General features: G+C 56.2%; 11 protein-coding genes and 1 pseudogene. 10 read left to right on the top strand and 2 right to left on the bottom strand.

Annotated elements, in window-relative coordinates:
• Positions 1-44: 44 nt before the first annotated feature.
• Complete coding sequence (cysK, locus tag ACPV0M_RS08925; protein ID WP_425620306.1) at positions 45-986, top strand: cysteine synthase A; 942 nt, start codon at positions 45-47, stop codon at positions 984-986.
• Here the strand turns inward: cysK and ACPV0M_RS08920 are convergent.
• Positions 958-1359, bottom strand: coding sequence for a hypothetical protein (locus ACPV0M_RS08920; RefSeq protein WP_425620305.1), 402 nt, complete (start codon positions 1357-1359; stop codon positions 958-960). The genes cysK and ACPV0M_RS08920 overlap by 29 nt on opposite strands.
• A 405-nt stretch (positions 1360-1764) precedes the next feature.
• Here ACPV0M_RS08920 and ACPV0M_RS08915 point away from each other — a divergent pair, with 405 nt between their 5' ends.
• From ACPV0M_RS08915 to ACPV0M_RS08875, 9 genes and pseudogenes are all read left to right on the top strand, one after another.
• Positions 1765-2976: an IS110 family transposase gene (locus ACPV0M_RS08915; RefSeq protein WP_425620304.1), complete on the top strand. Its 1212-nt coding sequence runs from the start codon at positions 1765-1767 to the stop codon at positions 2974-2976.
• A gap of 170 nt (positions 2977-3146) precedes the next feature.
• Positions 3147-4319, top strand: coding sequence for an acetylornithine transaminase (locus ACPV0M_RS08910; RefSeq protein ID WP_425622174.1), 1173 nt, complete (start codon positions 3147-3149; stop codon positions 4317-4319).
• Positions 4306-5235 (top strand): ornithine carbamoyltransferase, encoded by a 930-nt coding sequence (gene argF / locus ACPV0M_RS08905; protein ID WP_425620303.1) that lies wholly within the window; start codon positions 4306-4308, stop codon positions 5233-5235. The genes ACPV0M_RS08910 and argF overlap by 14 nt, the downstream gene beginning before the upstream one ends.
• 37 nt (positions 5236-5272) lie before the next feature.
• On the top strand, positions 5273-6484 hold the full coding sequence (locus ACPV0M_RS08900; protein ID WP_425620302.1) for an argininosuccinate synthase: 1212 nt from the start codon (positions 5273-5275) through the stop codon (positions 6482-6484).
• Between the two features lie 191 nt (positions 6485-6675).
• Complete coding sequence (gene argH, locus ACPV0M_RS08895; RefSeq protein ID WP_425620301.1) at positions 6676-8046, top strand: argininosuccinate lyase; 1371 nt, start codon at positions 6676-6678, stop codon at positions 8044-8046.
• 417 nt (positions 8047-8463) lie between these two features.
• Positions 8464-9744: pseudogene (locus ACPV0M_RS08890) on the top strand (DUF6531 domain-containing protein); the annotation flags it as partial.
• A 147-nt stretch (positions 9745-9891) separates the two neighbouring features.
• Positions 9892-13332, top strand: coding sequence for an RHS repeat-associated core domain-containing protein (locus tag ACPV0M_RS08885; protein ID WP_425622173.1), 3441 nt, complete (start codon positions 9892-9894; stop codon positions 13330-13332).
• 321 nt (positions 13333-13653) lie between these two features.
• Positions 13654-14316, top strand: a complete 663-nt coding sequence (locus tag ACPV0M_RS08880) for an RHS repeat-associated core domain-containing protein (RefSeq protein WP_425622172.1) — start codon at positions 13654-13656, stop codon at positions 14314-14316.
• A 287-nt stretch (positions 14317-14603) separates the two neighbouring features.
• Positions 14604-15413: an RHS repeat-associated core domain-containing protein gene (locus ACPV0M_RS08875; protein WP_425620300.1), complete on the top strand. Its 810-nt coding sequence runs from the start codon at positions 14604-14606 to the stop codon at positions 15411-15413.
• A gap of 277 nt (positions 15414-15690) precedes the next feature.
• On the opposite strand, the gene ACPV0M_RS08870 is transcribed toward ACPV0M_RS08875, so the two are convergent.
• Positions 15691-15840 (bottom strand): hypothetical protein, encoded by a 150-nt coding sequence (locus ACPV0M_RS08870; protein WP_425620299.1) that lies wholly within the window; start codon positions 15838-15840, stop codon positions 15691-15693.
• Positions 15841-15860 lie beyond the last annotated feature (20 nt).

Raw genomic sequence — 15860 nt, 5'->3', positions numbered from 1 at the left:
AGAAGGTCCAATGCTCAGCGCCAGAATAATTAAGGGTGATCGACGTGCGTATCTACGAATCGCTTACCGACCTGATAGGCAAAACCCCGCTGGTCTGGCTGCGGCGCCTGGCTGAAGGCCTGCCCGGCACGGTGGCGGTTAAGCTTGAATTCTTCAACCCCGGGGGCAGCGTTAAGGACAGGCCGGCTCTGGCGATGCTCGACGATGCGGAGCAAAGGGGCCTGATCGACAGGGAAACGGTCATCGTCGAGCCCACAAGCGGTAACACCGGTATCGGCCTAGCCTGGCTATGTGCCGTGAGGGGCTACCGGCTGATCCTAACCATGCCGGCGGGCATGAGCCTGGAGAGGCGCAAGCTGTTGGCCGCCTACGGAGCGGAAATCGTCCTGACCCCGGCGGAAGAAGGGATGCGTGGGGCGGTCCTCCGCGCCGAGGAACTGGCGCGGAGCTTTAAGAAGACTTTCATTCCCGGACAGTTTAAGAACCCTGCCAATCCGGCGTCTCACACCGGCACCACGGCCCGGGAAATATGGAACGACACGGATGGAAAAGTGGATATCTTCGTGGCGGGGGTGGGAACGGGCGGGACCATTACAGGCTCGGCCAGGTTTCTAAAGGCTCAAAAGGCGGGGCTCAAGGTGGTGGCCGTGGAGCCGGCCGAATCGGCGGTCCTCTCGGGCAGGCCTGCGGGGTCCCACAAGATACAGGGTATCGGGGCTGGTTTTATTCCCGAAGTCCTGGACGCAGAGCTGATTGACGAGATCATCCCGGTCACCGGCGATGACGCTATCAGCATGGCCCGCCGCATGGCCAGGGAAGAAGGGCTGCTCGCCGGCATTTCCTCGGGCGCGGCCTGCCGGGCCGCCCTGCAGCTGGCGGCGCACCCGGACAATGCGGGCAAGCTGATTGTCGCCGTCCTTCCCGACGGCGGGGAGCGTTACCTTTCCACCGAGCTCTTTACTCCGGATCCGCGTCCGCAGCCTTGAGAGGCTTCCAGGCGGCAATAATGTCGCCGCGCCTGGTGATACGCAGTTTAGTTCCCGGTTGGACCAATCCTCCGCGCACCGCGTTCAGCAGGGAACTATCGGTTACCGAGTTGATGTCCCCGGTGGCCTGCATTAAACGCACCTGGTTCCGGCCGGTCGTTCCCACCAGCGTCACCTCTTCTTCTTCCAGGGGCGTCCCCAAGATTTTGAGCAGAATAAAGATTCCGGGAAGAATGACGAGGACAAAGATGAAACCGACGATGAAAAAAATCCGCGGCAGGTTGGAATTGAGTCCCCACATCGCGATGGCGATGCCGAGAACCACCGGTATGAAAAAAGTTAACGCCCAATGCATGCGGCCGAAAAGACCCATAAAAACCACCCCACCTCACCTTCTAGTTTTACCACTGGTGGGGAAAATCCTTCCCTATACGCCTAAAGGCGAACAACACTGAGCACCACTGAGCGCTGGGTTGTGATCAACTGTGCCCAGCGCCCAGTGCCCAATGCTCAAAGCCCTATCCGTTAAACTATCTCTAAAGCCTTGGTTTACAAGGAGATCCCCGATCTCCTGTGGTATTACCCAGTACCCAACGTTTCGGGGAAAGGCCTCTCAACGCCAGCAACTCGATTGCCTGCATTGGAGTTGCCTTCCCCGAGCTTAATGTGGCGTTATGATCCATAGAAGGGTCGTGCTTCGAGCACCGTTGCTGGATAGGGCTGATCATTGACCACAACACCACGTTGGGACTACTTGGGAAAGGAGTTGCCATTATCAGTGATCTTCGCCGGTATCGACTGGGCAGACGCTACCCACCAGGTGGTGGTAATTGACGACAAAGCAAGGATGCTAGCTGATTTTTCGGTCAAACATTCCCGTCCGGGGCTTGATGAGTTGGGTCGTAAACTTCTCAAGCTAGCCGGCCAAGATCTCGCAAATGTTGCTTGTATCGTTGAAACAAGTCAAGGTCTTCTTATCCAATATCTCTTGGAACATGGCTTTGCCGTCTATCCGGTTAACCCCAAGCTGGTCGATCATCGGCGCAAACCATCCGGGGCAAAAAGTGACCCGCTTGATGCGCGTCTGCTGGCCGATATTGGCCGAGCTGAACTACCTTACTTACGCCAGCTTCGGCCCGATAGCGCGATCATTGAAGAACTCAAGATGCTAACCCGGGACCAGGATGACCTGATCCAGGAGAGAACCCGTCTCACTAACAAGCTAATCGCTTGTTTAAAACTCTATTACCCTGTGGCTTTGGACCTGTTCTCTCACGCTAATACTCCTATCTTTTTGGACTTTTTGCAGGCCTATCCAACCTTAGAAAAAGCCCTAGAAGCATCGGTACCAGAAATCGCTGTCTTTCTAAAGACCCACAAGCATCCTCAGCCCAACAAGACTGCTGTGGCGATTTGGACGAAACTCCACGAGCCTCAATTGGAGGCTAATGCGGCCACTACACGGGCGAAGGCGCGGCTGATGCTGTCCTTGGTCACCCGACTCAAGAACTTGCAGGCCGATATTAAGGGTTATGACCAGGACATTCAAGATCTTTTTCAGAGCCACTCCGACTACAAGATCTTTGCCAGCCTTCCCGGAGCGGGAGTAAGGGTGGCGCCACGGCTCCTGGCGGAGTGGGGTGATGATCGGAGCCGTTATCCCGGTCTACCGGCCGTACAGGCCCTAGCGGGTACAACACCGGTTCTGTTTCAAAGCGGCAAGTATGCTTATGCCCGTCCGCGAAAATCCTGTGTTAAACCCTTTAGGAACGTGATGTACCAACTGGCGATGCAGAGTATCCGTTGGGTTTCCTGGGCACGTGAATACTATGATGCTAAACGCGCACAAGGTAAGGCTCACGCCACAGCCCTCAGATGTCTCGCAAGTGTCTGGATGCGTATTATCTATGCGATGTGGCTTAACAACACCCCCTATGATGAAGCTCTATTCCTGGCAGCCAAGGAGCGGCACGCCTTACGGGCGGCCTAATCAGGGTTATTAAAATTAGGTATTGACATAGAAGGTCCAATGCTTTAAGGTTACTGAGCGAACATAAGTGAAGTCTACGTTTATGGGCTGACGAGTTCGTTTTTTTGGATACGAGGTGTTGTTAATTGCTTAGTCAGCAGGACATCATCGCCAAGGGCGATAAATACGTGATGCGGACCTACGGCCGTACGCCGATCACGCTCGTGCGCGGCAAGGGGGTCTGGGTCTGGGACGCCGAGGGCAAGAAATACCTCGACTTCGTAGCCGGGCTGGCCGTCAACAACCTGGGCCACTGCCACCCGCGGGTGGTGGAGGCCATCGCCAGGCAGGCCGGCACCCTGATCCACTGTTCCAACCTCTACTACATCGAGCCCCAGGTCCGCCTGGCCGAACAGTTGGTCAATAATTCCGCCCTGGACCGGGTGTTTTTCTGCAACAGCGGGGCGGAAGCCGTCGAGGCGGCCATCAAGCTCGCCCGCAAGCACGCCAAGAAGGTCAGCCAGGATAAGTCCCAGATCATCACGGCCTTGCAGTCTTTTCACGGGAGAACGCTGGCGGCCATTACGGCCACGGGCCAACCGAAATACCAGAAGGGTTACGAGCCCTTGCCGGCCGGTTTTAAGCACGTTCCCTTCAACGATTTTACGGCCATGGAAGAGGCCTTGACCGACGACGTCTGCGCCGTACTGCTGGAACCCGTGCAGGGGGAGGGCGGCGTCAACGTCGCCGAGCGCGAATACCTCCAGGGCGTCCGGCACTTGTGCGACGAACGCGGCGCCCTGCTGATCCTCGACGAGGTGCAGACCGGCATGGGCCGGACGGGCCGGCTTTTCGCCTACGAGCATTACGGCATTGAACCCGATATCCTGGCTCTGGCCAAGGCCCTGGCCGGCGGTTTCCCCATGGGCGCGATGCTGGCCAGGGAAGAGATCGCCCGGGCCTTTTCGCCGGGCGACCACGCCTCGACCTTCGGGGGCAATCCCCTGGCCTGCGTGGCGGCGATAGCCTCCCTTGGCGTGCTCCTCGGCGAGGACTACGTGAAGAACGCCGAGGTCGTGGGGTCCTATTTCCGCAAGCGGCTGGCTGACCTGATCGGGCGTTACCATTTTGTCAAGGAGGTCCGGGGGCTGGGCCTGATGCTCGCGCTCGAGCTTTACATCCCGGGGGCGGGCATCGTCGACCGCTGCCGGAACAAGGGCCTGCTGGTCAATTGCGTCAAGGAAAACGTGCTGCGTTTTGTCCCCCCGCTGATCGTCAGCACCGAAGACGTTGACGCGGCGATGAAGATCCTGATCGAGGCCCTCGACGAGGAAAGGGAGGCGTTGGACAGTGACGGGGCTTAAGGGGAGAGACCTTATATCCCTGAGCGATTTCTCCGCCGCCGAGATCCGGGCGGTTCTCGATGCGGCGCTTGACTTTAAAGCCGGGCTGAAGCGGGGGGAGCAGCACCGCCTCTGCGCCGGCAAAACCCTGGCCATGATTTTTCAAAAACCATCGACGCGGACGAGGGTTTCGTTTGAGACCGGGATGTTCCAGATGGGGGGGCACGCCCTCTACCTTAACGCCCAGGACATCCAGCTCGGGCGCGGGGAAACCGTCGCCGACACGGCCAGGGTGCTCTCGCGCTTCGTTGACGGGATCATGATCCGCACCTTCGCCCAGGAGGACGTGGAGGAACTCGCCCGTTACGCCTCCGTGCCGGTGATCAACGGGCTGACCGACCTCGAGCACCCCTGCCAGATCCTGGCCGACCTGCTGACCATTTTGGAGCATAAGGGGCGGCTGGCCGGTTTGAAGCTGGCCTGGGTGGGGGACGGGAACAATGTCTGCCACAGCCTGATGTTTGGGGCGGCGCTGACCGGGATGCAGATGGCGGCGGCCACGCCGCCCGGTTTCGCCCCCCGCAAGGATATCGTCGAGGCGGCCCGGAGCCTGGCCGCGGCTCATGGCGGAGCGATCACCGTGATCAATGACCCGGTGGCCGCGGTGCACGAGGCCGACGTGGTCGTCACCGACACCTGGGCTTCTATGGGGCAGGAAGGCGAACACGACGAGCGCGCGCGGGTTTTCCGGCCGTACCAGGTCAACAGCGACCTGACTAAACACGCCCGCCCGGATTTCATCTTCATGCACTGCCTCCCGGCCCACCGCAACGAGGAGGTCACCGACGAGGTGATGGACGGACCGCACAGCGTCGTCTGGGACGAGGCGGAGAACAGGCTGCACGTGCAGAAAGCCCTGTTGTCCATGATACTTTAGACTGATTATATTTCACACATGAAGGAGCAGCTTGACTATGGCGGAAAAGATCGTCCTGGCTTATTCCGGAGGTCTCGACACCTCGATCATCATCCCCTGGCTGAAGGAAAACTACGGCTACGACGTCATCGCCATGGCCGCCGACCTCGGGCAGGGCGAGGAACTGACCGGCATCAAGGAGAAGGCTTTAAAGAGCGGGGCCGCCAAGGTTTACGTCGAGGATGTCAAAGAGGAGTTCGTGCGCGACTACTGCTTTCCCCTGCTGCGCTCGGGGGCGGTTTACGAGGGCAAGTACTTGTTGGGAACATCCATCGCCCGGCCGCTCATCGCCAAGTGCCTGGTTCGGGTGGCGGAGGCCGAGGGAGCGGTTGCTGTGGCGCACGGGGCTACGGGAAAGGGCAACGACCAGGTGCGCTTCGAACTTACGGTTAAGGCGCTCAACCCCGGCCTCAAGATCGTGGCCCCCTGGCGGGAGTGGAACATCCGTTCACGCGAAGAAGCCATCGACTACGCCAACGCGCGGGGCATCCCGGTACCGGTCACCAAGTCGCGGCCCTATAGCATGGACCGCAACATCTGGCACCTGAGCCACGAGGGGGGCGCCCTGGAAGACCCTGCCAACGAGGCGCCGGACGACGTCTATCTCCTCTGCGTGCCGCCGGAGCTTGCGACGAATAACCCGCGCTACCTGATGATCGATTTCGAACAGGGCGTGCCGGTGGCCCTGGACGGCGACAAGCTCGGCCCCGTGGAACTGCTCGACAAGCTGAACACCATCGGGGGCCTGCACGGCGTGGGCATCGTCGACATGGTGGAGAACCGGCTGGTAGGGATGAAGTCGCGCGGTGTCTACGAGACCCCGGGCGGGACCATCCTCGTGGCCGCCCACCGTGAACTGGAACTTTTGACCCTCGACCGGGCCACCCTGCATTACAAGGACATGGCGGCCATCCGGTACGCCGAGCTGGTTTACGACGGCATGTGGTACTCGCCGCTGCGCGAGGCCCTGGACGCCTTTATCGACGTCACCCAGCGGACGGTCACCGGTTCGGTGCGCGTGAAGCTTTACAAGGGCTCGGTGCGCCCGGCCGGCGTTACCTCGCCGTATTCCCTGTACAGCAAGGATTTCGCCACCTTCGAGGCCGACGAGGTTTACAACCAGAAGGACGCCGAGGGCTTCATCAACCTCTTCGGGCTGCCGCTGAAGATGCGCGCCCTGATGGAAAAAAAGGCCGGTTTGCGTGAATAAGCAACCTGTCAATAGTCCAGACTGTTTGCTTTTCAGCATGCATTTTGCCGTCGGCACTAAGCACTTAGCACTAAGCTGTAGGATCGGGTAACCGAATCCTAACGCTCAACGCCAATGCTTAATGCCTGAGACATCTGTAGCTCGAATGCGCTAGGACACTCTACAGAAGTATCCTGTTGGAGGTTGGCAACATGTCGAAGTTATGGGGCGGAAGGTTTCAGAAGCGGGCCGACCGCCTGATGGAGGAGTTTCACTCCTCCCTTTCGTTTGACCGCCGGCTCTACCGCCACGACATCGCCGGGAGCGTTGCCCACTCCCGCATGTTGGGGAGGATCGGGGTGCTCAGCGCCGCCGAGGCGGAGATGGTCGAAAAGGGACTGGCGGCTGTCCTTAAGGACATTGAGGATGGGCGGGTGGAGTTTTCCTCCGAGACGGAGGACATCCACAGCCTGGTCGAGCGGGAACTGGTCAAGAAGATCGGCGACCTCGGCAAGAAGCTGCACACCGGACGTAGCCGCAACGACCAGGTCGCTCTCGACGTGCGGATGTACCTGAAGGACGAGATCCGGGCCGTTCAACAACTGCTGCGGGAACTCCAGGAGACGATCCTGGACGCGGCCGAAGACCACGTCGATACCGTCATGCCGGGCTATACCCACATGCAGCGGGCGCAGCCGGTGACCTTCGCCCACCACCTGATGGCCTACTTTGAGATGTTCCAGGGCGACAGGGAGCGGCTGGAGGGCTGCTTCCAGCGCACCGACGTCATGCCCCTGGGGGCCGGTGCCCTGGCCGGTACGGTCTTCCCCCTGGACCGGGAGTTTGTGGCCCGCGAACTGGGGTTTGCCGCCATTGCGGAGAACAGCATGGACGCCGTTTCCAACCGGGACTTCGCCGTGGAGTTCTGCGCGGCCGCTTCCCTGATCATGATGCACCTCAGCCGTTTTTGCGAGGAGATCGTTCTCTGGTCGTCGGCGGAGTTTGCCTTTGTGGAGGTGGACGACGCTTATGCCACCGGCAGCAGCATCATGCCGCAGAAGAAGAACCCCGACGCGGCCGAACTCATTCGCGGGAAAACAGGGCGGGTTTACGGCGACCTGATGACCCTCCTGACGATAATGAAAGGGCTGCCCCTCACTTATAACAAGGACATGCAGGAGGACAAGGAAGCCCTTTTCGATGCCGTAGATACCGTCAAGAAGTGCCTGATGGTGTTTACGCCGATGCTCAAGACCCTGAAGGTGAACCGTGAGCGCATGGCGGAGGCCGCCCGGGGCGGATTTACGAACGCCACCGACCTGGCGGACTACCTCGTGCGGCGGGGCGTACCGTTCCGTGAAGCTCACGAGATCGTGGGACGCATCGTCCTTTACTGCCTGGCCGAGGGCAAGGACCTGGAGGGCCTGGCCCTGGAAGAATACCGCCGTTTCGCTTCCGTCTTTGCCGAGGACGTTTATGAGGCTGTTAATCTTGAAACCGTGCTTGCCGCCCGCCGTCTCCGCGGGGGCCCGGCGCCCGAAACGGTCCGGTCAGCAATTGCCAAAGCCAGAGAGAGAATCTAGGCTCCGATGGCAGAGGACAGGTTCGGCTGCGCGTCCTACACTAAAAACCATGGCGCATATGGCGCACATTAAGCCTGCCAGAGCCCTCAGGAGTCTGGCAGGTCTTCTTTCTTTAGGACAAATTTACAAACACCTTTACCCTGGCCTACACAGATGTCCTGTTGGCATACGCTACCGAGCAGACCTGACCGTTACCTGCCCATGGGGTTGTGTATTGACAAGAAACGACAAAATAGGGTTATTGTCTACTAGTGTCCCAAATTATAGCATGAAACTATGCACTTTGGCAGAATACGCAACTTGCGGAATGTCTCAACCTGGTATCAGGCTTCCCAAAACTGTGTATCTGATCATTCTATGACTTCCATTGTCTGGTCAAGTAAGCCTGTCTATTAGACCGTGGGGAGGAAAAGATTGATGAAGCCGCTTGCATGTCTGGTATTAGGCCGAAAGATATGCTTAATTAGTATTTTATACACCGTTACCTTGCTGAGCGTAATGCTGTTAGTATGCCATCCAGCTACAGCTTTTTCGGGCGGCTCTGGAACAGCAGATGATCCCTATCTGGTCGAGACTGCGGAACACCTCAATATGGTCCGCAACGATCTGACTGCGCATTACAAGCAGGTGGCCGACATTGATCTAGGAGTATTTACACCAATTGGATGGCGGGAGGACTCGTGTGTTGGATTTTCAGGTACTTACAACGGCAACGGTTATAAGATTACAAATGCCCAGATAAAGGCGAAGATTGCCAGCAATGACTGGGTGTGGGGAGGAAGACCCTATTACCAGGTGTATGGCGGAATATTTGCAATCTTGACAGGCACCGTAACCAACTTGGTGGTTGAGGGCACTTGCGAACCTTTAACTAAAGGTTCACTTCCTCCACCAGGAGGGTATGGTAACTTTGGTGTGGATTATTATATGGGACTGATCGCTGGAATATGTGATGGAACAATAACCAAGTGCGGTGCCGTAGGTTATATAGACACTAATCAACTGGGTGGTGTATTGGTTGGCGTTTCTACTGGCGGCACATTCAATGATTGCTATTCTCGTGGTAATGTTGTTATCGACGATTATCAATGGGACCCTTACGTTTTAGGTCGTAGCACTTCCGTTGGTGGCTTGGTGGGTAGTGGGTCGGTCGAATTAAGTCATGTAAACCGATGCTATAACACTGCAAGAGTTACTGCTGCTAGCGGGAAAATAACACTTCGGCCAAGAGGATTGATGGGGTATTGGGATGAACCTGAAGCTTATGACTTCAATGACTGTTACTACGATACTGATACTACTGGTTGTACAGATACGCTCTTAGCTACGCCAAAAACCACTCCCGAAATGAAGCAGCAGGCGACCTTTATAGGCTGGGATTTTGAAAACACCTGGGGTATCAGCCCAGGTATTAACGATGGGTACCCGCACCTTCTTTGGCAGTCAAGTTCACCATACCCTTACCTGTCAGGCTTGGCTGCCGCCGAATACTACAGTGGCTTCGACCCGTTATTGAGAGATCCTGCCTGCTTCGCCGGAGAACCTGTAGACCTCGGTACAGGCGCCTATGTTACTGAGGGGACTCTGCTTAAGGTGAGAGGCACACAGGAGATCCCTTTCACTGTCTCCTACAATTCCCTGCTGTTGAGCGAGGGACCGCTTGGGAGAGGATGGAATCACAACTATGAAAACAGACTCCAGGAACTGCCTGGGGGAGATGTAACAGTATTCTGGAGCGCTAACCGCAAAAATACCTTTACCAGCGCTGGCGGCGGTAGTTACACTTCCACCGACCTTGCTACCCGCTTCGACACCCTCATCAAACACCCAGACGGCACCTTTACATTGACTCGCAAAGACCAAAGCGTCTGCGAGTTCGACTCTTCTGGCCGGATGACCGCGCACCGTAACGGGCGAGGTCAATCCCTGACCTTTACGTATGATCAGTCTGGTCGGCTGCAGTACATCATCGAACCCGTCTCGGGCCAAACCCTGACCCTGCAATACAACGAAAATGGTCTGATCAGCACGCTGTCCGACCAAGCAAACCGTCAGGTCTCCTTTACTTACGACGGGAACGGCTGCCTTACTGGAATCACCGACCCCCTGGGGCAAACCACCACCTACACCTACAACTCCATCGGCCAGATCCTTACGGCTACCGACCCCGAGGGAGTGCAGACCTTCAGCAACACCTACGACGAGTTGGGCCGGGTCGTTGTTCAGGATGACGCGGTTGAAGGTAACCAGCCGTTCGGCTTCGCCTATGACGAGGTGACAGAGCCCGGAAAGATCATCACCACCGTCACCGACCGTAACGGCAGCACGCGCATCCTGACCCACGACAGGTCGTATCAACTGCTCAGCATCGTGGATGAACTTGGTCATACCACCTCCCACACCTACGATGCGGACGGCAACCGGCTGACCACCACCGATGCGCGCGGCAACACCACCGTTTTCACTTATGATGACCGTGGCAACATGCTCACGGCCACCGATGCGGCCGGGAACATCACCGTCATGACCTATGATGATAAAAACAACCTCCGTACGGTGACCAACCCGCACGGCAAGACCGTCGCATTCACCTATGACGACAACAACAACGTCACCAGCATCACGGATCCCCTTGGTAACCAAACGACTTTCACCTACGACGACAACGGCCTGATGCTCACGGAGACTGCGCCCCGGCAGGGCACCACCAGCTACACCTACCAGGGCGGGCTTTTGAGAACGGTGACCAACCCCGCCGGCAACACTACCACCTACGGTTACGACGCGACGGGCCGGCCGGTAACCCAGACCGACGCGGCCGGGAAGGCCACCACTTTCGCGTATGACGCCGCGGACAACCTGACCGGCATCACCGATCCGCTGGGAAACACGACAAGCTTCACCTATAATAGCTGGGGGGACAGGCTCACCATAACCGACGCCCGGGGCAACACCACGACCTTCGTCTATAACGGCAACGGTAAGCTTACCAGCGTCACCGACCCCCTGGGCCACCAAACCTTACACGAATACGATGGCGAGGACCGACTGGTGAAGACCATTGACGCCCGCGGGAACGCCACCGTATTCCAACGCGACACCAAGGGGAGGCTGACCGGCATCACCGATCCCTTGGGCAACACCACGACCATGAAGTACGACGCGGTGGACAACCTCGTGGGTACGATTGACGCCCTCGGCAACCGCATCCTGACGGTGACCTACGACGCCCTTAACAACCCCTTAACCGTTACCGACGCTCTGGGGAACACCGTCACCAACGAATATGACAACTTGAGCCGCTTGGTGCAGGTGACCGACCCCCTCGCCAGGATCACCCGGTACGGCTACGACGACCTGAACCGGTTGGTGCAGGTCACCGACGCCTTGAGCGGATTGAGCAGCCAGACCTTCGACGCCGACGGCAACAGAGATACCCTGACCGACCCCAACGGCAACCGGACAATGTTCCACTTCGACCTCGCCGGAAGACTGACCGGCGAGACCTCCGCGGCGGGCTACACCGTCTCCCTCGCCTACAACGCCAGGAACCTGCTGGAACGGGTCACCAACGCCCGCGGGCAGATCATCGCCTACACCTACGACGACGCGGGGCGCATCCAGACCGCAACCGACCCGAGCGGAACCATCTCCTACACCTACGATGAAAACGGCAACCTCTTAACGGTCACCAACGGCAGCGGGAGCATCACGAGGGAGTATGACGCCTTAAACCGCATCAAGCAGTATACCGACGCCAGGGGGAACACCATCCAATACACATACGACGCCGTCGGCAACCTGGAAACCCTGACCTATCCCGACGGGCGGCAGGTCACCTACCGGTACAACGCGGCCAACCTGCTCACCGGCGTCACCGACTGGGCCGGACGCGTAACGACTTACGACTACGACCAAAACGGGCGGCTGATTAAGACAACCCGGCCCAACGGCACCATCCTGACTTACAGCTACGATGACGCCGGGCAGCTGCTGCAGATCAAAGACGTTGATGCGCAGGGTAATGTGATCGTTCAGTATGACCTAACCTATGACAACGTGGGGAATGTCCAAACGGAGGTTCCTGCGATCGAACCGCAGCTGTTTGAAATGTCTAACGCAGTCATGACCTATACAAGCGATAACCGTATCCAAACCTATAATGGTCAGTTGGTGGAATACGATACCGACGGGAATATGACGCTCGGACCTTTGAACGGGGAAATGACAACCTTTACGTACGATGTCCGGAACAGACTGACCGCAGCCGAAGAAACATCGTACCAGTATGACGCCGAAGGGAACCGGATCAGCGTAACCGACAGTGTCTACAACACCCAGGATAGCTACGTCGTCAACCCGAACGCTGCTCTCAGCCAGGTGCTGGTGAAGACCGATGAGCAAGGACACCAGACCTATTACGTCTACGGCCTGGGTTTGATCGGCCAGGAGGAGAACGAATCGTATCGAACTTATCACTACGACCTGCGCGGCAGCACGGTGGCGCTGACCGACGCCAACGGCGCCGTCACCGACCGATTCCAGTATGCGCCTTATGGGGAACTGGTCGGCCATGAGGGCACTTCGGGCACACCGTTCCTGTATAACGGTCGCGACGGCGTGATGACCGACGCCAACGGTCTCTACTACATGCGGGTGAGGTACTATGATCCAGAGATTCGCCGATTTGTGAACCGTGATAGCCTATTGAGTTCGATCAGCAATTCCCAGGGGCTTAATCGGTATGTTTTTGTGGAGGGACAGCCGGTTCTGAGGATAGACCCTACAGGGGATAAGTATATCATGGCCGATGTTCCACTACCCCCTCCTTTACCTAGCCTTGGTTTGGGAATCGACTTGGATACCGGAGAACTAGTCTGGAGTGCTTCCGCGCTTAGTCTTGGGGGAGAAGTCTTCTATTCTCCCAATGAATTTCAACCCGGTTGGTATTTTTATGGAGAAGCGGCTTTTATCAAAGGTGGGCAAGTGAACTACGGACCCTTAGGGTCTAACACTGCGAACTGGGGTGGTTCGGTCGGTCTTGGATGGTCTGGTGGTGGCGGAGTAACCTATCAAGACACCGTCACTAATACCTACAATACCTGTAAAGGTTTTGCTACCAATCGCTATCAGGATGTCAAACGAAGAATCTTTGAATCCAAGAGTCCAGGTAGTCAAGCCACTAATCGTCAGTATTATAATCTTAGAATAGTAAACGATCCGCAGTGGGTTTCTAGCGGCACAACCAACAATCTTCGGGTACTCAACGACCCGCTCTGGCGATAGCTCTGCCGTAGTTCATAACCAGATAGGAGTGTCTTGCTTGAATCCTGCAACATGTTTTGGCTTGATTGTTTTAGTTTGTTCAGTTCTGACTTTGGTTTACAGACAACAGTATGCCAAGTTTTTGCAGCAGTTCTATAGAATTGGTTCTTACTCTTTTTGGCTGAAGTTCACAATCATAACGTCACCTATTGCATTCCTAATCGGTGTTGTTGTTGTTTTAGCAAGCTATTGGGCGCGCTAAACATTCAGAGTCACTCATTAAGATTTTGAGACGCCAACGGCGCCGTCACCGACCGGTTCCAGTATGCGCCTTATGGGGAACTGGTCGGCCATGAGGGCACTTCGGGCACACCGTTCCTGTATAACGGTCGCGACGGCGTGATGACCGACGCCAACGGTCTCTATTACATGCGGGCGAGGTATTATGATCCGGAAATTCGGCGGTTCACTAGTAAGGATGTGCTTGTTGGGAGAATAGAAAAGGTCCAGAGTCTGAACCGTTATGCCTATGTAAAGGCTAACCCGGTGCTGTTCGTAGACCCAGCTGGATTGGATGCGGGCTGGGCTGAGATGGGTCCCGACCCTTATGGTCACTGGGGTCTTACGCACAAATACGGAACAACAATCGGTCGTGCTTTAGTGCTTGATATCGGAGTCGTAAAAGACGAAAGAAATGACGATAGGTATTTCTACGTGGGACCCGGAGCATCCGCAGGTTTACCTATCTCCCCATACAAGACCCAGAGTCAACAGCCGTTTTGCAGGGGAATGAGTATCAACGTATCAGCTGCTCACGTTCTTGGAGGAGCAGTCAGTAATCCACTAGCATTGAAATGGAATCCTTCTTGGGACATTGGGCTAGCTGCTCCTGGTGCATCAGCTACAGCAACTTACGGATTTCGCCTTCCGTCAGAGATGTTTATTAGGGTTCTAACCGGAAGGCCTCAAGACTTAAGCCAAAACCTGATTGACTATATGTTGTAGAGACTACAGTCAGCTAAGAAGGGTGATAGATCAATGAATACAGATCTGACTATATTTGCGGGTATCCTAATCGCATGGGGAATCCTAGGGTGGTATAAGTGGGAAGCGTTTGCGCGATTCCACGCAAGGAACTACTTTTGGAGAGAAGCTAAGCCAGAAGAATTTAGAGCATCCATCAAAAGCCTATCTATTATAAGTCTTTCTGTGGGGATACTGATTCTTTTGGTACAATTGGTGAGAGCGATTGCGATCTGCTTTGCTAACTAACCAATTACTGGTTGGACAATTTGGGCTGCGTCTATCACTTTGGCCTGCGCGCTAGCACCGTTGCCCTGACGGATGAAAACGGTAGCGTCACGGATCGGTACCAGTATGCGCCGTACGGGGAGCTGGTCGGCCATGAGGGCACTTCGGACACACCGTTCCTGTATAACGGCCGCGACGGTGTGATGACCGACGCCAACGGTCTCTACTACATGCGGGCGAGGTATTACAACCCGCAGGTACATTACTTCCTCAGCAAAGATACTTTGCTTGGTAATATCGTCAACGGCCAGAGTCTGAACCGTTATGCCTATGTAAAGGCTAACCCGGTATCAAACGTTGATCCGAGTGGTCTTAAGCCGTTAATGGGTGCCACAGCCTACGAGGAGGAACTATTCCGTCGGCAGTACGAGGAACTCCAAGCGGACAATTCAATAGTGATCAGTAGTCAAGAACGGTACTCTTTAGGTCCTTATTCCAGGCGCGGGGCAACTCACGCCATCTCACCGCCCCATTGCAGAGCCTTTGCCGAAAGTGGTGTCTTTGAGGAAGTGGAGCCTCGTCCGTGGGGCAGTGCTGCCTGGCGTGGATTAGGCTATTCGGCAGAGGGTTGGATCGGCTGGGGTAATGCAAAGGGTGTGGGTATTGGAGGTAGGATGTTTCTTGTTGAAGGAGAGGAAACCATTGCCTTCGACTTACTGGGCCAGAGAGAGTTAATTATCACAGGAACGTTAGGAAGTCTGGGTGCTAATGCCGGAATTCAACTAGGTCCGAATTGGCGGGCAAAGGCTGGCGTACACGTGGGAATTGGTATTCAGGCTGAACTGAGGTAATGGAGGTTTGACAATCCCTAATGAAGCCTGTTAACCCTAAATGGTTTTATCCTGGGTTTGTATTTAGTTTTGTCTTGCCGGGGATTCTGCTGACTATCAACTATCTGTTGCTAAGAGAGAAAGCGTTAGCCCGGATACAGTTTCTAAAACTTAGTGTATGGATATTCTTGTTCTTCTTTGTAGGAATAACCTTGGAAAGTGTAAGTCAAATGCTTGTTGAAGTCGCCTATTTTGCAGTCAGTTTAGTGTTTACACACATCTGGGTTCGTCAGCAGTATCAGGTATATGCTAAGTCAAGACACGAACCCCCGACACCGCCCTGAGCCAGGTGCTCGTCAAGACCGACGGGCAGGGGAACCAGACCTATTACGTCTACGGCCTGGGTTTGATCGGCCAGGAGGAGAACGGCGTCTACCGGACTTATCATTTTAACCTGCGCGGCAGTAC

Source organism: Desulfosceptrum tomskiensis (genome assembly GCF_049818055.1).
Lineage (GTDB): Bacteria > Bacillota > Desulfotomaculia > Desulfotomaculales > JASEER01 > JBFLVT01.
Note: the sequence above shows the minus strand (reverse complement) of the source record. Positions and strands in the feature narration are given on the sequence as shown.